We start from the raw sequence: 19,938 nt of genomic DNA, 5'->3' as shown, positions 1-19,938 counted from the left end.
CGTCTGATCCGCCCGGCGGATCAGACCGTCAGCGCAGCCCACGCCATGTCCTGCAGCAGGTCCCGGAGGGCCGAGAGTTCGTCTCCCGCGCCAGTGCCGTGCGCCGTGTGGGGTGTCGAGTTGATGAGGCCGAAGACGGCGTGGACCCTGCGCCGAAGCAGTGAGCGGTCCGTCTCAGGGCGGTAGGCGGCGAGTTCATCCACCCATACCTGGACGTAGCTGCGCTGCAGTGACCGCACGTTGCGTTCGTCGTCGTGCGCCAGGGAGCGGAGGTCACGGTCCTGGACCCGGATGACATTGGCATTGTTCAGCGCGAACTCCACCTGGAAGCGGATGAGGCCCCGCAGTGCGTCTTCGGGGGAGTCGGCGCCGACGGCGACGGCCCGGCCGCCCTCCAGGAGGTCCTCGCTCACGCCGCTGAGCAGGGCAGAGAGGACCGAGGGCTTGCCGGTGAAGTGCCGGTAGACGGCCGGACCGCTCACGCCGGCCGCGGCGCCGAGGTCCTCGATGGAGACGCCGTTGTAGCCGCGTTCGGCGAAGAGTTGTGCGGCGGCGTCGAGGAGGGCAGCGCGGCGGGTGGCCTTCGCGATACTCCGGCCCGTCACGCGGTCCTCGGTGGGCAGTGCCTCCATGCAATCCTCGATCCGGGGAGTGTTTCCCTCATTCTGATGGACATTCAGGTTAATGACCACTAACCTGAACCCGGTTAGTGAATGCTAACTGAACACCGCGCGAGGAAGTAGTCGATGGAGACCCTGACGTCGAAGGTCGATCCGCTGTCACCGACATTCAGGGCGAACTCCGCCGCCCAGACGGAACTCGTCGACGACCTGCAGAGGCGCCTCGCGACGGCCGCCCTCGGTGGCCCCGAGCGATCCCGGGAGCGGCACGTGGCCCGCGGCAAGCTCCTCCCTCGTGAACGCATCGACCACCTGCTCGACGACGGCAGCCCCTTCCTGGAGATCGCCCCCCTCGCGGCGAACGGTATGTACGACGACGAGTGCCCCGGTGCAGGCGTGATCGCCGGTATCGGCCTGGTCCACGGGCGCCATGTCCTCGTCATCTCGAACGATGCGACGGTCAAGGGCGGCACCTACTACCCGATGACGGTCAAGAAGCACCTCCGGGCGCAGGAGATCGCCCTCGAGAACAACCTGCCGTGCGTGTACCTCGTGGATTCCGGTGGGGCGTTCCTGCCCCGCCAGGACGAGGTCTTCCCGGACCGCAACCACTTCGGCCGGATCTTCTACAACCAGGCCACCATGTCGGCCCGCAAGATCCCGCAGATCGCGGCTGTTCTCGGCAGCTGCACCGCCGGTGGAGCCTACGTGCCGGCGATGAGCGACGAGACGGTGATCGTCCGCAACCAGGGCACCATCTTCCTGGGTGGTCCGCCGCTGGTGAAGGCCGCGATCGGCGAGGTCGTCACGGCGGAGGAGCTCGGCGGCGGTGACGTCCACGCCCGGATCTCGGGGGTCACGGACCACCTGGCGGAGAACGATCAGCACGCCCTGGAGATCGTGCGGGACATCATCTCCACCCTGCCGCCCGCGGCGTTGCCGCCGGCAGGCCAGGACAAGGTACAGGAGCCCGCCGTCGCGCCGGACGAGCTGTACGGCGCCGTCCCGACAGACGTCAATGCGGCGTACGACGCCCGCGAGATCATCGCCCGGATCGTCGACGGGTCCCACTTCCACGAGTTCAAGCGTGAGTACGGGACCACGCTCGTCACCGGGTTCGCGACCGTCCACGGGCACCGGGTCGGCATCGTGGCCAACAACGGTGTGCTGTTCAGCGAGTCCGCCCTGAAGGGCGCCCACTTCATCGAACTGTGCGACCAGCGCGGCATCCCGCTGGTGTTCCTGCAGAACCTCTCCGGCTTCATGGTCGGCAAGGACTACGAGGCCGGCGGCATCGCGAAGAACGGCGCCAAGATGGTCACAGCTGTCGCCACCTGCCGCGTCCCCAAGCTGACCGTCGTCGTCGGCGGTTCGTTCGGCGCGGGGAACTACTCGATGTGCGGCCGGGCGTTCTCCCCGCGCTTCCTGTGGATGTGGCCGGCCGGCCGCATCTCCGTCATGGGCGGCAACCAGGCGTCCTCCGTCCTCGCGACCGTGAAGCGCGACCAGCTCGAGGGACGCGGCGAGGAATGGTCCTCCGAGGACGAGGAGGCGTTCCGCGCACCCATCCGCGACCAGTACGAGACCCAGGGCAACCCGTACTACTCGACGGCGCGGCTCTGGGACGACGGCGTCATCGATCCCGCCGACACCCGCAGGGTCCTCGGACTCGCCCTCGACGTCTGCGCCAACGCGCCCCTCCCCGATACCTCCTTCGGCCTCTTCCGGATGTGACCAGATGACACCCAGCCCCGTTTCCCCACCCCCCGCCGACACGTCCACCTGGCCCTTCGACACCGTCCTCATCGCGAACCGCGGCGAGATCGCCAGCCGCGTCATCCGTTCCGTCCGTGCACTGGGTCTTCGGTCTGTCGCCGTCTACAGCGACGCCGACAGAGGCGCCCGGCACGTCCTCGAGGCCGACGTCGCCGTGCGCATCGGCGGAGATGCCCCCTCGGACAGTTACCTGTCCATCCCGGCCGTCGTCGATGCCTGCCGCCGCACGGGAGCGGGTGCCGTCCACCCCGGGTACGGGTTCCTCAGCGAGAATGCCGCCTTCGCCCACGCGCTCGACGCGGCCGGGATCGTGTTCATCGGGCCCTCCGTCCATGCCCTGGACATCATGGGGGACAAGATCCGTTCGAAGAACCACGTCGCGGGGTTCGACGTCCCGGTCGTCCCGGGCGTCGCCGAGCCGGACCTCACCGACGAGGACCTGCTGCGGTCCGCCGGCGTCGTCGGCTTCCCCCTGCTCATCAAGCCGTCAGCCGGTGGGGGCGGAAAGGGGATGCACGCCGTCCACCGCCCGGAGGACCTTCCGGAGGTGCTCCGAACGGCACGGCGCGTCGCCGCGCGTGCTTTCGGTGATGACACGCTCTTCCTGGAGCGCCTGATCGAGCGGCCCCGCCACATCGAGGTGCAGGTGCTGGCCGACAACCACGGGACGGTCATCCACCTCGGCGAGCGCGAGTGCTCCCTGCAGCGCCGGCACCAGAAGGTGATCGAGGAGGCGCCCTCGGCCCTGCTCGACGAGGCCACGCGGCTCCGCATCGGCCAGGCCGCCTGCAACGCCGCGCGAAGCGTCGACTACACGGGAGCCGGGACCGTCGAGTTCCTGGTCTCCGACGCCGCACCCGACGAGTTCTTCTTCATGGAGATGAACACGCGCCTGCAGGTCGAGCACCCGGTCACGGAACTGGTGACCGGCGTGGACCTCGTCGAATGGCAGATCCGTATCGCCGCCGGCGAGGTCCTGCCGATGACCCAGAACGACGTCGTCCTCACCGGCCACGCCGTCGAGGCCCGCGTGTACGCCGAGAACCCCGAAGCAGGCTTCCTGCCGTCCACCGGTACCATCCTTGCCCTCACCGAGCCCACCGGGGAGGGTGTCCGCGTCGACAGTTCACTGTTGCCCGGCGGTACCGTCTCGTCGTCGTACGATCCCATGCTCGCCAAGATCATCGCCTGGGGAGCGGACCGCGGCCAGGCGCTCGATCGCCTCGACGCCGCGCTCGCCGGGACCGTGGTGCTGGGCGTCGACACGAACATCGAGTACCTGCGGCTCCTCGTCAACGACGTCGACGTGCGGGCCGCCCGGCTCGATACCACGATGATCGAGCGGAAGCTGCCGGACCTCACCTTCCGTCGGGTGTCGTCCGGGGACCTCGCGCTCGCCGCAGTGCTGCTCGTCGAGGCCGAGCCGGTCACCCCGGGCCACTCACCCTGGCATCGCGGGGACGGATTCCGGCTCGGGACCGCACGGCCGCGCGAGATCGCGCTCGAGGTGGACGGTGCAACGACGACCGTCCGGCTCCAGCGCGCGGACGCAACGTGGACCGCGACGATCGGCGACACGACGGTCGACGTGAGGGTCGACGGGGACGGCGTGACCATCGACGGCCTGCGCCGGCGCCGGCAGTACCGCGTCGACGGAGACACCGTGTGGCTGGGCGACGCCGGCTGGTCCGTGCGCCTGCGCCGCCCGGGCCGGAGGGACCTGCTCGACGCCGCCCTGTCCCGCATCACCCGGGACGAGGGATCGGCCGATCCGCTGGTCCGCAGTCCCATGCCGGGCACTGTCGTCTCCGTGTCCGTCGAGGACGGTGCCACCGTGCAGGCGGGGGACGTGCTCGTCGCCGTGGAGGCCATGAAGATGGAGCACCAGCTCACCGCCGCCCTGTCCGGCGTCGTCCGCCTCTCCCTGAAGCCCGGGGACCTCGTGAAGGCGCAGCAGATCGTCGCGACCATCGAGGCCGCGCCGGAGATCGACGCACCACCACCACCCGCACCAGCTCCCATCTCCAGCCCCACATCGAGTTCCACGGAAGGGAACGCAGCATGAACTTCGAACTGAGCGAGGAATACCAGGACCTCGTCGACACCGTCCGCGAATTCGCCGACGAGGTCGTGGCACCCGTCTCCGCCAAGCACGACGCCGAGCACAGCTTCCCCTACGAGGTCGTCAAGCAGATGGGCGACATGGGCCTCTTCGGCCTGCCGTTCCCCGAGGAGTACGGGGGAATGGGCGGCGACTACTTCGCGCTCTGCCTGGCACTCGAGCAGCTGGCACGCGTGGACCAGTCGGTGGCGATCACCCTCGAGGCAGGCGTCTCCCTCGGCGCCATGCCCGTCTACCGCTTCGGCACGGAAGAGCAGAAGCAGCAGTGGCTGCCCTCTCTCGCATCAGGGGCTGCCCTCGGCGGCTTCGGCCTGACCGAGTCCGAGGCCGGCTCCGACGCCTCCGGCACGAAGACGACGGCGAAGCTCGAGGACGGCGCGCACGGCCCCGAGTGGGTCATCAACGGCACCAAGGAGTTCATCACCAACTCCGGCACCGACATCACCTCGCTGGTCACCGTCACCGCGGTCACGGGAACCTCCGAGCGCCCGGACGGCTCCGTGAAGAAGGAGATCTCGACCTTCCTCGTTCCCTCGGAGACTCCCGGCTTCACAGCCGAGAAGGCCTACAACAAGGTGGGCTGGAACGCCTCCGACACGCACCCGCTGACGCTGAAGGACGTGCGCGTCCCGGAGGCCAACCTGCTCGGCATCCGCGGACGCGGTTATGCCAACTTCCTCCAGATCCTCGACGAGGGCCGGATCGCCATCGCGGCGCTCGCCACGGGCGCGGCACAGGGCTGCGTGGAGCAGTCGATCCGCTACGCCGGGGAGCGCATGGCCTTCGGCAGCAACATCGGCGCGTACCAGTCCATCCAGTTCAAGATCGCCCGCATGCAGGTCCGCGCGCACACGGCCCGCCTGGCCTACTACGACGCGGCGTCGCGCATGCTCGCGGGCAAGCCCTTCAAGACGCAAGCATCGATCGCCAAGCTCGTGGCAGGGGAGGCCGCCATGGACAACGCGCGCGATGCGACACAGATCTTCGGCGGCTACGGTTTCATCAACGAGTTCGTGGTGTCCAGGCACTACCGTGACTCGAAGATCCTCGAGATCGGCGAGGGGACCACGGAGGTCCAGCTCATGCTGATCGCGAGGGACCTCGGACTCTAGCGCCCAGCCGCCGGACGGGCGCGGACAGCGGCACAACGAAGGAGAAGCAGTGATCAACAAAGTGGTTGGCAGCGCGGCGGAGGCCGTGGCGGACATCCCCGACGGTGCCTCCCTCGCCGTCGGCGGGTTCGGCCTGTGCGGAATTCCGGTGACCCTGATCGACGCCCTGCATGCGCAGGGCACGTCGGAGCTCGAGACGATGAGCAACAACTGCGGCGTGGACGGGTGGGGGCTCGGCAGGCTGCTGTCCGACCACCGCATCCGCCGGACCATCAGCTCCTACGTCGGTGAGAACAAGGAGTTCGCGCGCCAGTACCTGTCCGGCGAGCTCGAGGTGGAGCTGACGCCGCAGGGCACACTCGCCGAGAAGCTCCGTGCAGGTGGCGCGGGTATCCCCGCCTTCTACACGACCGCCGGTGTCGGCACGCAGGTCAGCGAGGGCGGCCTGCCCCAGCGGTACGACGCCGACGGGAACGTCACCGTCGCGTCGAAGGCCAAGGAGGTGAGATCCTTCGACGGCGTCGACTACGTGCTCGAGGAATCACTGCGCCCCGACTACGCCCTTGTCCATGCCTGGAAGGGAGACCGCCACGGCAACCTCGTCTTCCATGCCACCGCGATGAACTTCAACCCCCTGTGCGCGCAGGCCGGCAGGATCACGATCGCCGAGGTGGAGCAGCTGGTCGAGCCGGGTGAGCTCGATCCCGGCGAGATCCACACCCCGGGCATCTTCGTCCAGCGCGTCGTCGTCGCGGCGGATGTCGAGAAGCGCGTCGAGAAGCGCACCGTCTCCCTCGCCGGCAGCCCCGATCCGCAGGCCGGCCTCAACGCACCCGAAGGAGCATGACCATGGCTCGAACCCGCAACGAACTCGCGGCCAGGGTTGCCCTGGAGCTCGAGAACGGACAGTACGTCAACCTGGGCATCGGCATGCCCACCCTCATCCCGAACTACATCCCGGACGGCGTCGAGGTGGTGCTCCACTCGGAGAACGGCATCCTCGGCGTGGGTCCCTACCCGGCGGAGGACGCCGTCGACCCCGACCTCATCAACGCCGGCAAGGAGACGGTCACGGCCAATGCCGGAGCCGCGTACTTCGATTCGGCGTCCTCGTTCGGCATGATCCGTGGCGGACACGTCGACGTCGCAGTGCTCGGTGCCATGGAGGTGGCCCAGAACGGTGACCTCGCCAACTGGATGGTGCCGGGCAAGATGGTCAAGGGTATGGGCGGGGCCATGGACCTCGTCTTCGGCGCCAAGCGCGTCATCGTGATGATGGAGCACGTGGACCGATCGGGCCGGCCGAAGATCGTGGAATCCTGCTCGCTTCCCCTGACGGGCAAGGGCTGCGTGGACAGGATCGTCACCGACCTCGCCGTGATCGACGTCGGGCCGGACGGCCTCGTGCTGCGGGAGACGGCTCCGGGCGTCTCTGCCGACGACGTCATCGCCGCCACCGGCGCACCTCTGCGGATCGAGCTCGGGGAAGCCGCGGCGTGACCGAGGGAGGGAACGGTGCCCGCGACGTCATCGAACAGCGCGGACTGTACTTCGACGAACTCGCCGTCGGCGCGGTCTACGCACACCGCCCGGGACGGACCCTGACCGAGGCCGACAATGTGCTGTTCACCACGCTCACCATGAACACGCAGGCCCTGCACCTCGATGCGGCGTGGTCGGCAGGCCAGCCCTTCGGGCAGCGCCTCGTCAACTCGATGCTGACCCTCGCGACGCTCGTCGGGCAGTCGGTCTCGCAGCTCACGCAGGGCACCATCGTGGCCCAGCTCGGGCTCACCGACGTCGCCTTCCCGAAGCCGCTCTTCCACGGCGACACCCTGTACACCGAGACCGAGGTCACCGGTATCCGGCCCTCCACCTCGCGTCCCGGCCAGGGCATCGTGTCCCTGGCCCACACCGGCCGCAACCAGCACGGCGACGTCGTCGCGACGGCTACCCGCTCGGTCCTCATGTGGTCCTCGGCAGCAGACCGGGCGGCACGCCCATGAGCGGCATCCCGCTGGGGCCCGCGCTGCTCTTCTGTCCGGCGGATCGGCCCGAGCGGTACGGCAAGGCCGCCGAGCGCGCCGACACCGTCATCCTCGACCTCGAGGACGCCGTCGCGCCCGCCGCGAAGGAGGCGGCACGCCGGGCACTCGCCGCGTCGGTCCTGGATCCGGATCGGACCGTGGTGCGCCTCAATGCCGTCGGAACCCCCGATTTCGCGCTCGACTGCGAAGCGGTCCGAGGCACGAACTACCGCACGGTCATGCTCGCGAAGACCGAGTCGCCCGACGACGTCGCCGCAGTCCGCTCAGCGCTCGGTGACGTCGGGGTGATCGCGCTCTGCGAGACCGCGCGCGGCGTCGTGAACGCCGTCGAAATCGCAGGATCGGACGGCGTCACCGCACTCATGTGGGGAGCCGAGGACCTCGTGGCCTCCCTCGGCGGTACCTCGAGCCGGACGGCCGGAAGGACGTACCGGGCCGTGGCCCTCCACGCGCGCTCGCAGGTACTCCTCGCCGCCGGCGCCGCGGGCATCGGCTGCATCGATGCCGTCTTCGTGGACATCGCCGACACCGAAGGCCTCTCCACCGAGGCCGACGACGCCGTCGCCTCGGGGTTCGCGGCCAAGGCATCGATCCACCCGAGCCAGGTGGCCGTCATCCGAAGAGCCTTCGCTCCCGACGACGCCGAGGTGGAACGCGCACGCGCGCTGCTCGCCGCCGCCGAGGGGGAGCGGGGCGTCTTCACGTACGAGGGGCGCATGGTGGACGAGCCGATCCTGCGGCACGCACGGAGCGTCCTCGCGCGGGCCGGGGTCCCAGGGTAGAGGCGCGTCCTGGGGGGAGCACCCTCACCGGACTGCGGGATACTGGAGCCATGGATTTCAGCAACCCCACCCGCAAGCGCCGGCGCGTCTCCATCCTCGGGTCCACCGGCTCCATCGGTACCCAGGCACTCGAGGTGATCGCCGCGGCCCCGAGCCGCTTCAGCGTCGCCGGGCTGAGCGCGGGCGGACGGAACCTGGACCTGCTGGCGCGCCAGGCCGTCGCCGTCCGCGCTCCCGCCGTCGGCGTCGCCTCCGTGTCCGAAGCCGAGCTCGAGCGGGCCATCGGCGCGGCGGCCGACGCCGCCGGCATCTCCGGATACTCGCCGGAACTCTTCGCGGGCGAGAGTGCCGCGGCGAAGGTCGCCGCGTGGCCCGACGCCGACGTCGTCCTCAACGGGATCACCGGATCGATCGGGCTCGAGCCGACGCTCGCCGCGCTCGCGGCCGGGCACCTCCTCGCGCTGGCCAACAAGGAGTCGCTCATCGCCGGGGGGGCCCTGGTCCGCGCCGCGGCCGCGCCGGGGCAGCTCGTGCCCGTGGATTCCGAGCACTCCGCCATCGCCCAGGCGCTCCGTGGGGGCACCCCGGACGAGGTGGACCGCCTGGTCCTCACCGCATCCGGAGGTCCCTTCCGCGGCAGGACGCGGGCGCAGCTCCGCGACGTCACGCCCGCCCAGGCCGTCGCCCACCCCACCTGGGACATGGGCCGCGTCATCAGTACCAACTCCGCATCCATGGTCAACAAGGCGCTCGAGGTCATCGAGGCGCACCTCCTCTTCGACATCCCGCTGGAGCGGATCGACGTCGTCGTCCACCCGCAGTCCGTCATCCACTCGATGGTCCAGTTCATCGACGGATCGACGCTCGCGCAGGCATCGCCGCCGGACATGCGCCTGCCGATCGCCCTCGGTATCGGCTGGCCCTTCCGGGTGCCGGGATCAGCGCGTTCCTGTGACTGGAGCCGACCCGCGGAATGGACGTTCGAGCCGCTGGACGAGGAGGCCTTCCCTGCCATCATCCAGGCCAAGCGCGCGGCCGCCGAGGGAGGCACGCGCATGGCAGTGTTCAATGCGGCGAACGAGGAGGCCGTCGACGCCTTCCACAGGGGAGCCATCGGTTTCACCGACATCGTCGACACGGTGTCGGCCGTCGTCGACGAGCAGCGTACCCGTGAGGCGGCAGGTGCGGCGGGCGCGCCAGGTCCACTGACGCTCGAGGCGGTACTCCAGGCCGAACAGTGGGCACGGATGAGCGCCCGAATCCGTTGTGGCCACGGGGATACACCGCCGGAGTCTCCGCTGCGGCATCCGGCAGCCGGTTCGGAAGGCCAGAAGGAAACGCTGTGACTGTTCTGTTGTTCATCGCCGGAGTCCTCTTCGTCGTCGTCGGGATCGCCGCGTCGATCGCACTGCACGAGGTGGGGCACCTGATGCCCGCGAAGCTCTTCCGGGTGCGGGTCACGCAGTACATGGTGGGCTTCGGCCCCACCCTCTGGTCGAGGCGCCGGGGGGAGACGGAGTACGGGCTGAAGGCGATCCCCGCCGGCGGCTACGTCTCGATGGTGGGTATGTTCCCGCCCGCGACGGAGCAGGCCGGGGCGGTGCGGCAGTCCAGCACGGGAGTCTTCCAGCAGCTGACGGACGACGCGCGCCAGGCGGCGGCAGAGCAGCTGCAGCCGGGCGACGAGAACCGCGTCTTCTACAAGCTCCCGATCTGGAAGCGCATCGTCATCATGCTGGGCGGGCCGCTGATGAACCTCCTCATCGGGACGGTGCTGTTCGCCGTGCTCATCATGGGTTTCGGCACGGCACAGGCCACCACCACGCTGTCCTCCGTCTCCGAGTGCGTCGTACCCGCGGGGCAGCAGGCCGCCACCGGACAGACCGAATGCACCGCCGAGGATCCCGCCGCGCCCGCCTACGAGGCAGGCCTGCTTCCCGGCGACCGCGTCGTTGCCTTCGACGGCCGGGAGGTCACCGACTGGGACGAACTGTCCGGCTGGATCCGCGAGGCCGCAGGACGCGAGGTCGGCATCAGCTACATCCGGAACGGCGAGACCATCGATTCCACGATCACGCCCCTGCTGACGGAGCGACCCGTCGCCTCGGAGGACGGCTCCGCGGTGGTCGACGACGACGGCACCACGGTGACCCAGGAAGTCGGCTTCATCGGCGTCGGATCCACGCAGGAGCTCGTTCCGCAGCCCGCGACGGAGGTTCTTCCCGCCGTCGGCGATTCGCTGGCCCGGGTGGCAGGTGTGGTGCTGAACCTTCCGCAGCGCGTCGTCGAGGTCGGCCAGGCCGCCTTCTCGGATGCGCCGCGGGATCCTGAGGGGCCCATCAGTGTCGTCGGCGTCGGACGGATCGCGGGCGAGATCTCCGCGATGGAGGAGATCCCGGTGGCCTCCCGAGCCGCGACGCTCATCGGACTGGTCGCCGGGGTGAACCTGGCCCTGTTCGTCTTCAACCTGATCCCGCTCCTGCCGCTCGACGGCGGCCACGTGGCCGGCGCCCTGTGGGAAGGCTTGCGCCGGACGATTGCTCGCGTGTTCAAGCGTCCCGATCCTGGGCCCTTCGACATGGCGAAACTCCTGCCACTCACCTACGCGATGGCCATCCTCCTCATGGGGATGGGCGTCCTGCTGATCTACGCGGACATCGTGAAGCCGGTCGATCTGTTCGGCTGATCGGTTGTAAATCGAATTTCAACCCCATACGGTTGATGAATGTTCGTCCTCACCATTGACCAGGCGGGTAGCCGACGCGCTCAGGATCGCATTCCCGAGCTACTCGAGCTCCTGCGGCCCATCCCCACAGTGCTCCCATGGGAGCGCTCGGTCGGCGACGAGGCACAGGGCGTCGTCGCCGATCCGCCCGACGTCGTCGACGCCGCACTGCTGTGCCTGCGGGCAGGCGGGTGGTACGTAGGAATCGGGATCGGCGGAGTGGAGACGCCCTACCCGTCATCGCCGCGGGAGGGTCGCGGGTCGGCCTTCGTGGCAGCACGTGCGGCTGTGGACCGGGCAAAAAAAACAGGGGACCGTGCGCCGCTGGCCGTCGAGGGTCCTGACGGCGCGGGGGAGGCGGAGGGCGTGCTCGCGCTCCTGGGCCGGCATGTCATGGCCCGGTCGGACGCGGAGTGGCGCATCCTCGACCTCTTACAGCCCGGGGTACGGGGCACCCAGACCGCCGTCGCCAAATCGCTCGGCATCACGCCGCAGGCCGTCAGCAAGGCAGCCGGCAGGGCCGCCTGGCACGAGGAGCAGGCCGTCCGGCCGGCGGCGGCACGCCTCCTGGCCTGGTCCGACGACGGCACGGCGTAGCGGGCCGGGCGTCCGCTCGTTCGGGGGTGCCGTGCTGTAGACATGAGGAACATCGGATGGCGTACGGAGGAGGGGTGATGGAGGCACTGTGGATCGTGGTGGCCCTGCTCGCGGCCGGCGGCATCGGCTCGCCGGTGACCATGCTCGTGCTGCGCCTCGCCCGGTCCGTCGATACGGCGGAGCGCCGGCGGGCGGAGTTGCCGGAGCCCGCGGACCAGCCCCAGTTCGATCTTCCCGATCCGCCCGCCGAGCCGCCCCGGGCGCCCGTCGACAGCCTGCCGCCGGGCGTACTCCGCGGCGGCCTGGTGATCGGTGTGCTGGAGCGCCTCGCGGTGACCGTCGCCATCCTCGGTGGCCAACCCGTCGCCATCGCCTACATCGTGGCCGTCAAGGCGCTCGGCCGGTACGCCGAGCTGAAGGAATCCCCGGCCGCATCGGAGCGGTTCATCATCGGTACGCTGGCCTCCATGCTCTGGGCCGCAGGGGTGGCGACCATCATCAAGGTCTACCTGCTGTGAGTCACGTAGGGTGAAGCCATGAGCATCTTCGCCGTTGAGTACGTGTACAACCCCGACCACGACGACCTCCGCGCAGAGCACCGCCCGGCGCACCGACAGTGGCTCGAAGAGCTCGTAGGGCAGGGGCGCGTCCTCGCCTCCGGTCCCTTCGCCGACGGAACCGGAGCACTCCTGGTGTTCTCCGCCGGGACCGAGGCCGATCTCAACCAGCTCGTCAGCGAGGATCCCTTCGCCCGGGCGGGAGCCATCTCGGCCGTCAAGACCACCGCGTGGAACCCGATCATCGGAGCGTTCCGCGACCTCGTGTGACCTGGAACGCGACCGGCTCCCGGACCGTTGGGCCGGGTGGATAATGGAATCAAGAATCTCGTCGGACGTGCGGTCAAGGCCGCCAGCATGGAGGATGTTTTGACTTCGGTCAGCCTAGGAATGCCAGCAGCACCGCCACCCGTCCTCACCCCCCGGCGCAAGACCCGCCAGATCAAGGTCGGCTCGGTAGGAGTCGGGTCTGACTCTCCGATCAGCATCCAGTCCATGACCACCACCCAGACCACCGACATCAACGCGACACTCCAGCAGATCGCGGAACTGACGGCCACGGGCTGTGACATCGTGCGCGTCGCATGCCCCACGGGCGACGACGCCGCCGCGCTCCCGATCATCGCGAGGAAGTCGCAGATCCCGGTGATCGCCGACATCCACTTCCAGCCGAAGTACGTCTTCGCCGCTATCGATGCCGGCTGCGCGGCCGTCCGCGTGAACCCGGGCAACATCCGCAAGTTCGACGACCAGGTCAAGCAGATCGCGGAGGCGGCAAAGGCCGCCGGAACCTCCATCCGCATCGGCGTCAACGCTGGCTCGCTCGATCCCCGCCTCATGGAGAAGTACGGCAAGGCCACCCCCGAGGCGCTCGTCGAGTCCGCCGTGTGGGAGGCGTCCCTGTTCGAGGAGCACGACTTCCACGACTTCAAGATCTCGGTCAAGCACAACGACCCCGTGATCATGGTCCGCGCCTACGAACTCCTCGCCGAGCGCGGGGACTGGCCCCTGCACCTCGGGGTCACCGAGGCCGGTCCCGCCTTCCAGGGCACCATCAAGTCCGCCACCGCCTTCGGGGCGCTGCTCTCCAAGGGCATCGGCGATACCATCCGCGTCTCCCTGTCCGCTCCTCCGGTCGAGGAGATCAAGGTGGGCAACCAGATCCTGCAGTCGCTCAACCTGCGTCCGCGCAAGCTCGAGATCGTGTCCTGCCCCTCGTGCGGCCGGGCCCAGGTCGATGTCTACACGCTCGCCGAAGAGGTCACGGCCGGCCTCGAGGGCATGGAGGTCCCCCTGCGCGTGGCCGTCATGGGCTGTGTCGTCAACGGGCCCGGTGAGGCACGTGAGGCTGACCTGGGTGTTGCATCCGGCAATGGCAAGGGCCAGATCTTCGTCCGGGGGGAGATCATCAAGACTGTCCCCGAGGACCAGATTGTTGAGACACTCATCGAGGAAGCGATGCGGCTCGCAGAGGAAATGGGTGAGGCTGATGGCGAAACTGCTGGCCAGGGTGGCCCCATGGTTACCGTTAGCTAGGCCCCAGGCCGATCCCGAGGGACCCTGGTCCTTCCGCGTCCTCGGAGAGGCAGACACGCGCGACCTCTGGGCGATCGTCAACGAGGACCCGGTGGCCAACGTGTTCGTCGCCTCCCATCTCGAATCCATGGGCAATGCCGCGCCGTCCTTCTCCGGCGGGGAGATCATCGGGATGTTCCGCCACAACGAATTGCGCGCCGCCTGCTGGGCAGGGGTCAATCTCGTTCCGGTAGGGGTGACGGACGAGACCGGTGCCATCTTCGGCGACCACCTCGGCCGCTCGGGCCGCACCTTCTCATCGATCTTCGGCCTGTCCGAGGGCGTCATGGACATGTGGTCCACGCTCGAGGACTACAGCGGGGATCCGTTCGACGTCCGGCCCACGCAACCGCTCATGGCCATCGACACCGATCCACTCATTACACCCGCAGACGATCTCCGGTTCACGCGGCCCGACGAGCTCGACCGCCTTCTGCCCGCGTGCGCCGCGATGTTCGAGGAGGAGGTAGGCTACTCGCCCTTCACCGGCGGGTCGGACCACTACCGACGTCGCGTTGCGTCCCTCATCGGCAGGAAGCACTCGCTGGCCGCCTTCGACGACGGCGGCGATGTGGTCTTCAAGGCCGAGCTCGGCACGGTCTCTTCCCAGACCGTGCAGGTGCAGGGCGTCTGGGTGGCCCCGGACCACCGCGGCAAGGGACTGAGCGCCGCCTACATGGCCGCCGTCGTCGTCGCCGCCCGCACCTTGGCGCCCACCGTGAGCCTGTATGTGAACTCCTACAACGCCCGCGCCATCGCCGCGTACAAGCGCGTGGGCTTCGAGCAGGTGGACACGTTCGCGACGATCCTCTTCTGAGGACCCTGCCGGCCACGACGCCGTCGACCCTGACGCGCCGGGGACCGGCCCATGGGGGACGGACCCGCTAGATTGGTACCTGTTGTTTCCCGCCGGACGGCGGGGAGATGGATGGCAGTACCGATACGAACGGACACCCCGCGTGGTCTTACGACTCTCGACCCTTTTCCTGCGCACCCTGCGTGAAGACCCAGCCGACGCGGAAGTCGCGAGTCACCGCCTCCTGCTGCGGGCGGGCTACATCCGGCGTGCGGCTCCCGGCATCTACAGCTGGCTGCCGCTGGGACTGAAGGTCCTCGCCCGCGTCGAAGCCATCGTGCGCGAGGAGATGGAAGCCATCGGCGCCCAGGAACTCCACTTCCCGGCGCTGCTGCCCAAGGAGCCCTACGAGGCGACGAACCGCTGGACCGAGTACGGCGACGGCATCTTCCGCCTGCAGGACCGCAAGGGGGCCGACTACCTTCTGGCGCCGACGCACGAGGAGATGTTCACGCTGCTCGTGAAGGACCTGTACACCTCGTACAAGGACCTTCCCGTGAGCCTGTTCCAGATCCAGACCAAGTACCGCGACGAGGCCCGGCCACGCGCCGGTCTGCTCCGCGGCCGGGAGTTCATCATGAAGGACTCCTACTCCTTCGACATCGACGACGAGGGACTCGAGGCGAGCTATCAGCTCCACCGCGGTGCGTACCTGCGCATCTTCGAGCGCCTAGGCCTCGAGGTCGTCCCCGTGACGGCGACGGCCGGGGCCATGGGCGGCTCCAAGAGCGAGGAGTTCCTCCACCCCACGCCCATCGGCGAGGACACCTTCGTCCGGTCCGAGGGCGGTTACACCGCGAACGTGGAGGCCGTCACCACGGTCGTGCCGGATGCCATCGACTTCACCGGCGCGCCCCCGGCCGAGGTGCGCGACACGCCTGACACCCCGACCATCGAGACGCTGGTGGCACATGCCAACGGCGCGGTGCCCCGCGAGGACCGTGGCTGGACGGCTGCGGACACCCTCAAGAACGTGGTGCTCGCCGCGGTACTGCCGACGGGAGAACGCGAGATAGTCGTCGTCGGCGTTCCCGGCGACCGCTCGGTGGACCTCAAGCGCATCGAGGCGACCATCGCCGGGCACCTCGGGACGGGCGGAGAGGTGGCCGTGGAGGCTGCCAACGAGGAGGACCTGAAGAAGCATGCGGGCCTGGTCAAGGGCTACATCGGCCCGGGCCTCGCCCTGGACGCCGCGGTACTCGGCGCCGAGGCAACCACCGGATTGCTGTACCTCGTGGACCCGCGGGTCGTCAGCGGGACGGCCTGGATCACGGGTGCCAACGAGCACGGGAAGCACGTCTTCGGCCTCGTGGCCGGTCGTGACTTCACCTGGGACGGCACCATCGAGGCCGTCGAAGTGCGCGAGGGCGACGAGGCTCCCGACGGTTCCGGTCCGCTCGTCGCTGCGCGCGGCATCGAGATGGGGCATATCTTCCAGCTCGGACGGAAGTACGCCGAGGCGCTCGGGCTGAAGGTGCTCGACCGGAACGGCAAGCTCGCCACAGTGACCATGGGGTCCTACGGCGTCGGCGTGACGAGGGCGATCGCCGCCCTCGCGGAGTCCAACTACGACGACCGCGGCATCATCTGGCCCCGTAGCGTGGCCCCGGCGGACGTCCACATCGTCGCGACGGGCAAGGGCACCGAGGTCTTCGAGGCGGCCGAGAAGCTTGCCGCCGAGCTCGAGTCGGTGGGCCTCACCGTGCTGTACGACGATCGGCCGAAGGTCTCGCCGGGCGTCAAGTTCGGCGATGCCGAGCTCATCGGTGTGCCCACCATCGTCGTCGTGGGCCGCGGTCTCGCCGACGGCGTCCTCGAGGTCAAGGACCGCCGCAGCGGTGAGGCACAGAACGTCGCCGTCGGTGAGGCCGTCGCGCTGCTGCGCGACATCACCGCGCACTAGCCGCGGTGGGCTCCGGACTCGAGGAACTGCAGCTCGCGACGATCCTGCTCGTACTCGTCGCAGGCTTCGCAGCCGGCTGGGTGGACGCCGTCGTCGGCGGAGGTGGCCTGCTGCAGTTGCCGGTCCTCCTGCTGGTGCCGGGCATCACGCCCGTGGAGGCGTTGGCCACCAACAAGCTGGGTTCCATCTTCGGAACGACGACGAGCGCCATCACCTACTACCGGCGCGCGCATCCGGATCTGCGTACAGCCCTGCCGATGGCCGGGATCGCCCTCGTCGGCAGTTTCTGCGGCGCCATTCTCGCCGCGTCGCTGCCGTCGTCGGTCTTCAAGCCGATCATCGTCGTCGCGCTCGTCGCCGTCGCTCTCTTCACCGCGCTGAAACCCTCCGTGGGAACGCTGACAAAGCTCCGACACCAGGGCGCCCGGCACTACGGCACGGCGGGCGCGATCGGCCTCGTCATCGGGTTCTACGACGGCCTGATCGGGCCGGGTACCGGTTCTTTCCTGATCATCGCGATGGTGACCCTGCTGGGCTACAACTTCCTCGGCGCCAGCGCGAAGGCGAAGATCGTCAACATGGCGACCAACTTCGGTGCCCTGATGTTCTTCCTGCCGAACGGGTCCATCCTGTGGGGCCTCGGCCTGCTGCTCGGCGTCGCGAACATGGCCGGAGGCTATACGGGCTCGCGCATGGCCATCAGCCAGGGCAGCAGGTTCATCCGCATCGTGTTCCTCGCCGTCGTCGGGGCGCTGATCATCAAGCTCGGTTCCGACGTCTGGATCGAGAACATCCGGCCGCTCGTCGGCGCTCCGTCCTGACGCGGCCCCTCGGTCAGGGGGCCGGCAGGTCACCGACGGCGGGCAGGGCGTCCAGCGTCCGCCCCGCCACCGAGCTGGCTACCCACAGGGATCGCTGCGCCTCCCCGATCCGGCCGTGACCGAGATGGGCCAGGGCGCTGCGCACCTCCCGCACCACGGTCCAGCCGGAGGCCAGCTCGTCGTCGAGACCGGCCGCGGCGGCGAGGGCTGAGCAGTGCGCGCGGAGGTGGCCCGCCGAATCTGCCGCGTCGAGTTCACCCAGCCGGTTCCACAGCATCGGGGCCACGGCGTACTCGGCGTCACCGAGCACCGGCTTCGGATCGATCGCGGTGAAGTCCCGCAGCTGCCCCGGGACGGACGGCAGGAGATTCTCGTAGTGCAGGTCGGAGTGCACGAGGACGTCGCGCTCCGACCGCCGGCCGACGATGCCGCGGGACTGGCACACCTCGAGTGCGGCCTCCATGAGCCAGCGGGGGAAGGGTTCGCCGAGTTCGTCCCAGCGGGCCGGCAGGGTGTCGGTCCACTGCTCGGCCTCCGACGCCAGGTGCGGGAAAGCGGCCCAGAGCGGGCTGTCGCCGGTGGGTAGCGAGAGCTGCCGTACCACTGCTGCCCACAGCTCGGGCGTCTCGTCGAGCGGGACGTCCCGCAGGGAATGGTCGCCGTCGAGCCGTGCGAGGAGCAGCGCGAAGTCGGGACGCGACGCCGCCAACAGGGGAACCGCACCCCTTCCGTCCCAGAGTTCCAGGGCATCGGGCTCCGGAAGCGCCTCGTCGTGCGGGATCGTGAGCTTCAGGACAGCCCTCGCCGGTTGTGTGCCATTGCGCCGGATGACGGGCACGACGACGGCGCACTTGCCCGTCCACGGGAGCTGCCCCGGTTCCAGGTCGAGGTCGAGGTCCCACGCGGTGAGCCGGTCCGTCAACAGTCCACGCCACTCCCGCAGCCAGCGAGCTCCGCCGTCGATGGTCCGTGCGCTGTCCACCAGACGGCGGGGAAGTTCGGGGAGGTCCAGCGCGGGGTCGCTTCCCGGGTGGATCGACCTGGGATCGGGTTGGTCCTCAGCCATCGTCCTGCTCCGTTTCCCGGGGCTGGGGCTGGGAAGCATCCTCCGACGGGGAGTCGCCGGGTGACGCACCGGTGGTCCCTCCGGTGGTCCCGTCAAGCCCCGGGAAGGCGGCCAGCGGTGTTCCCGCCTCGAGGCTGCGCTGCGCTGCAGCGTTGTAGGCGGCGATCGCCCAGGCGCGGACATCGGGACCGGTGGTGGCCACCAGCCCGGCGTAGAGCTCGGCGTGGTCCTCTTCGAGTTCCCTCAGGGCGCTGACCGGGTCGGCACGGAATTCCGGACCGAGGGCGAAACCAGCCGGAGCCGGATCGACCGGCACGCACAGTTCGGCGAGGCGTCGGGCTGCGGCATCGGCGGCGGCACGGTGAATTGCCGAACGGGCGAGGCCCTCGGCCGGTTCGGGGAGCACCGCGGCGGCGACGTCGTACCCGTAGCGCGCCTGGTCCTCGGCCGTCTTCGCGGTGAGTAGCGCCTGCCGGTCGGCACCCGGACCGATGGGAGTGCCCGAGCAGTCGGCGGCAGGAGTCCCCGGCGCGGCGCGGCCCGCCGGTTCCTCGTCCGGTTCCTCGTCCGGTTCCTCGTCCATGCCGGCTTCTGCGGGCGACAGGGACGACGTCGGAGGTGTCGGTGTATCCGCAGCAGGTTCTACAGGGGAGCCGGCTGGAGCCGACGGATCGGAGAGGTCCGCGAAGGGTCCCGTCCCGGCTGCGAGGTCGGTCGAGGACAGTGCGTCAGCCGGCGGAAGCCCCGATTCGACCTCCAGGGCCCGGGCGAGCAACGCGGTGTGCCGCCACTGGTTCGCACCCGCTGCGGCGAGCACCCGCCTCGGTCCGGCTTCGGCTCCCATGGCATCGCGGAGGCTCAGGAGCGCGCTATTCTGCAGTCCGGTCAGCACCCGCGCTACGTCGGAAGGTGCCACGGCAGCCGCCTCCGACGCGGGCGGCGGAGTTGCCACGGTCGGACCCTGTGTTGCCGATGTGGGGGAGCGTGGCAGTGCGACGGCGTCAGCGTGCGCATCCAGGTCCTCCGCGATCTCCGTCAGGTGGCCCGCGGACGCAGGGCCGGCGGCAGCCACCGTGCGCGCCTCATCCGCCAGTGCGCGGTACCGGCGCTCGGCGTCGAGCTGTGCACGCTGGGACGCGGAGAAGACGGGTTCCTCCGGCTCCGGCGACCGGAGATTCAGCCCGATGCCCACCACGAGGAGCACCACGATGAAGAGGCTGACCAGGCGGAGGAACGCGCGGGATGCACGCGCAGCAACAGAGGCAGGACGCGCTCCGCGCCCCTGCGTCCTGCCTGCCCGCCCCCCTGTCATCACAGTTTCCGATGATGCCACGGAGGTCCTGGTTTTCCCCGGCCATACACCGGGTGCTGCCGAATG

Annotated in this window: 19 protein-coding genes; 16 read left to right on the top strand and 3 right to left on the bottom strand. The window is 69.4% G+C overall.

Features of this window, described 5'->3' with window-relative positions; all coding sequences use genetic code 11:
- Positions 1 to 20: 20 nt before the first annotated feature.
- The gene (locus RCH21_RS14885; protein WP_326965043.1) at positions 21 to 632 is read right to left on the bottom strand and encodes a TetR/AcrR family transcriptional regulator; all 612 of its coding nucleotides are present in this window, start codon (positions 630 to 632) and stop codon (positions 21 to 23) included.
- A gap of 114 nt (positions 633 to 746) precedes the next feature.
- On the opposite strand from RCH21_RS14885, the gene RCH21_RS14880 reads away from it, so the two are divergent.
- The 16 genes from RCH21_RS14880 (at position 747) to RCH21_RS14805 (ending at position 17,494) form a co-directional block, all read left to right on the top strand.
- Positions 747 to 2,354, top strand: coding sequence for a carboxyl transferase domain-containing protein (locus RCH21_RS14880; RefSeq protein WP_326965042.1), 1,608 nt, complete (start codon positions 747 to 749; stop codon positions 2,352 to 2,354).
- 4 nt (positions 2,355 to 2,358) lie between these two features.
- Complete coding sequence (locus RCH21_RS14875; RefSeq protein WP_326965041.1) at positions 2,359 to 4,461, top strand: acetyl/propionyl/methylcrotonyl-CoA carboxylase subunit alpha; 2,103 nt, start codon at positions 2,359 to 2,361, stop codon at positions 4,459 to 4,461.
- Positions 4,458 to 5,630 carry an acyl-CoA dehydrogenase family protein gene (locus tag RCH21_RS14870; protein WP_326965040.1) on the top strand — a complete coding sequence of 391 codons (1,173 nt, stop codon included), beginning with the start codon at positions 4,458 to 4,460 and terminating at the stop codon, positions 5,628 to 5,630. The genes RCH21_RS14875 and RCH21_RS14870 overlap by 4 nt, the downstream gene beginning before the upstream one ends.
- 49 nt (positions 5,631 to 5,679) lie before the next feature.
- On the top strand, positions 5,680 to 6,477 hold the full coding sequence (locus RCH21_RS14865; RefSeq protein WP_120148140.1) for a CoA transferase subunit A: 798 nt from the start codon (positions 5,680 to 5,682) through the stop codon (positions 6,475 to 6,477).
- Between the two features lie 2 nt (positions 6,478 to 6,479).
- Entirely contained in the window at positions 6,480 to 7,130 is a 651-nt protein-coding gene (locus tag RCH21_RS14860) for a CoA transferase subunit B (protein WP_326965039.1), read from the top strand.
- Positions 7,127 to 7,636: a MaoC family dehydratase gene (locus tag RCH21_RS14855; protein WP_326965038.1), complete on the top strand. Its 510-nt coding sequence runs from the start codon at positions 7,127 to 7,129 to the stop codon at positions 7,634 to 7,636. Before RCH21_RS14860 ends, RCH21_RS14855 begins: the two co-directional genes overlap by 4 nt.
- Entirely contained in the window at positions 7,633 to 8,460 is an 828-nt protein-coding gene (locus RCH21_RS14850) for an HpcH/HpaI aldolase/citrate lyase family protein (RefSeq protein WP_326965037.1), read from the top strand. The genes RCH21_RS14855 and RCH21_RS14850 overlap by 4 nt, the downstream gene beginning before the upstream one ends.
- Before the next feature lie 50 nt (positions 8,461 to 8,510).
- On the top strand, positions 8,511 to 9,806 hold the full coding sequence (gene dxr, locus RCH21_RS14845) for a 1-deoxy-D-xylulose-5-phosphate reductoisomerase (RefSeq protein ID WP_326965036.1): 1,296 nt from the start codon (positions 8,511 to 8,513) through the stop codon (positions 9,804 to 9,806).
- Positions 9,803 to 11,146: a M50 family metallopeptidase gene (locus RCH21_RS14840; protein ID WP_326965035.1), complete on the top strand. Its 1,344-nt coding sequence runs from the start codon at positions 9,803 to 9,805 to the stop codon at positions 11,144 to 11,146. The genes dxr and RCH21_RS14840 overlap by 4 nt, the downstream gene beginning before the upstream one ends.
- 39 nt (positions 11,147 to 11,185) lie before the next feature.
- On the top strand, positions 11,186 to 11,782 hold the full coding sequence (locus RCH21_RS14835; protein WP_326965034.1) for a MarR family transcriptional regulator: 597 nt from the start codon (positions 11,186 to 11,188) through the stop codon (positions 11,780 to 11,782).
- Positions 11,783 to 11,859: 77 nt separating this feature from the next.
- Positions 11,860 to 12,300, top strand: coding sequence for a hypothetical protein (locus RCH21_RS14830; protein WP_442784724.1), 441 nt, complete (start codon positions 11,860 to 11,862; stop codon positions 12,298 to 12,300).
- An 18-nt stretch (positions 12,301 to 12,318) separates the two neighbouring features.
- The gene (locus tag RCH21_RS14825) at positions 12,319 to 12,609 is read left to right on the top strand and encodes a YciI family protein (RefSeq protein ID WP_120148134.1); all 291 of its coding nucleotides are present in this window, start codon (positions 12,319 to 12,321) and stop codon (positions 12,607 to 12,609) included.
- Between the two features lie 99 nt (positions 12,610 to 12,708).
- On the top strand, positions 12,709 to 13,875 hold the full coding sequence (ispG, locus tag RCH21_RS14820) for a flavodoxin-dependent (E)-4-hydroxy-3-methylbut-2-enyl-diphosphate synthase (protein ID WP_326965032.1): 1,167 nt from the start codon (positions 12,709 to 12,711) through the stop codon (positions 13,873 to 13,875).
- A complete protein-coding gene (locus RCH21_RS14815) occupies positions 13,829 to 14,731 on the top strand; it encodes a GNAT family N-acetyltransferase (RefSeq protein WP_326965031.1) in 903 nt (300 codons plus the stop codon). The genes ispG and RCH21_RS14815 overlap by 47 nt, the downstream gene beginning before the upstream one ends.
- Positions 14,732 to 14,873: 142 nt before the next feature.
- Positions 14,874 to 16,673, top strand: coding sequence for a proline--tRNA ligase (locus RCH21_RS14810; RefSeq protein WP_326965030.1), 1,800 nt, complete (start codon positions 14,874 to 14,876; stop codon positions 16,671 to 16,673).
- Positions 16,674 to 16,678: 5 nt separating this feature from the next.
- Positions 16,679 to 17,494, top strand: coding sequence for a sulfite exporter TauE/SafE family protein (locus tag RCH21_RS14805; RefSeq protein WP_326965029.1), 816 nt, complete (start codon positions 16,679 to 16,681; stop codon positions 17,492 to 17,494).
- Between the two features lie 13 nt (positions 17,495 to 17,507).
- Here RCH21_RS14805 and RCH21_RS14800 read toward each other — a convergent pair whose 3' ends face one another.
- Entirely contained in the window at positions 17,508 to 18,560 is a 1,053-nt protein-coding gene (locus tag RCH21_RS14800) for an aminoglycoside phosphotransferase family protein (RefSeq protein ID WP_326965027.1), read from the bottom strand.
- A complete protein-coding gene (locus tag RCH21_RS14795) occupies positions 18,553 to 19,872 on the bottom strand; it encodes a DUF4439 domain-containing protein (protein WP_326965026.1) in 1,320 nt (439 codons plus the stop codon). Before RCH21_RS14795 ends, RCH21_RS14800 begins: the two co-directional genes overlap by 8 nt.
- Positions 19,873 to 19,938: the final 66 nt, after the last annotated feature.

This window comes from Arthrobacter sp. PL16 (assembly GCF_035985055.1).
GTDB lineage: Bacteria > Actinomycetota > Actinomycetes > Actinomycetales > Micrococcaceae > Arthrobacter_D > Arthrobacter_D cheniae.
The sequence above is the reverse complement of the archived record's forward strand: the minus strand, read 5'-3'. Positions and strand labels throughout refer to the sequence as shown.

Bases quoted from the DNA above. Each gene is read 5' to 3' on its own strand.
- RCH21_RS14875 (WP_326965041.1), top strand. From the start codon at position 2,359: ATGACACCCAGCCCCGTTTCCCCACCCCCCGCCGACACGTCCACCTGG.
- RCH21_RS14880 (WP_326965042.1), top strand. From the start codon at position 747: ATGGAGACCCTGACGTCGAAGGTCGATCCGCTGTCACCGACATTCAGG.
- RCH21_RS14830 (WP_442784724.1), top strand. From the start codon at position 11,860: ATGGAGGCACTGTGGATCGTGGTGGCCCTGCTCGCGGCCGGCGGCATC.
- RCH21_RS14795 (WP_326965026.1), bottom strand. From the start codon at position 19,872: ATGACAGGGGGGCGGGCAGGCAGGACGCAGGGGCGCGGAGCGCGTCCT.
- RCH21_RS14850 (WP_326965037.1), top strand. From the start codon at position 7,633: ATGAGCGGCATCCCGCTGGGGCCCGCGCTGCTCTTCTGTCCGGCGGAT.
- dxr (WP_326965036.1), top strand. From the start codon at position 8,511: ATGGATTTCAGCAACCCCACCCGCAAGCGCCGGCGCGTCTCCATCCTC.
- RCH21_RS14870 (WP_326965040.1), top strand. From the start codon at position 4,458: ATGAACTTCGAACTGAGCGAGGAATACCAGGACCTCGTCGACACCGTC.
- RCH21_RS14860 (WP_326965039.1), top strand. From the start codon at position 6,480: ATGGCTCGAACCCGCAACGAACTCGCGGCCAGGGTTGCCCTGGAGCTC.
- RCH21_RS14835 (WP_326965034.1), top strand. From the start codon at position 11,186: ATGTTCGTCCTCACCATTGACCAGGCGGGTAGCCGACGCGCTCAGGAT.
- RCH21_RS14825 (WP_120148134.1), top strand. From the start codon at position 12,319: ATGAGCATCTTCGCCGTTGAGTACGTGTACAACCCCGACCACGACGAC.
- RCH21_RS14800 (WP_326965027.1), bottom strand. From the start codon at position 18,560: ATGGCTGAGGACCAACCCGATCCCAGGTCGATCCACCCGGGAAGCGAC.
- RCH21_RS14885 (WP_326965043.1), bottom strand. From the start codon at position 632: ATGGAGGCACTGCCCACCGAGGACCGCGTGACGGGCCGGAGTATCGCG.
- RCH21_RS14815 (WP_326965031.1), top strand. From the start codon at position 13,829: ATGGCGAAACTGCTGGCCAGGGTGGCCCCATGGTTACCGTTAGCTAGG.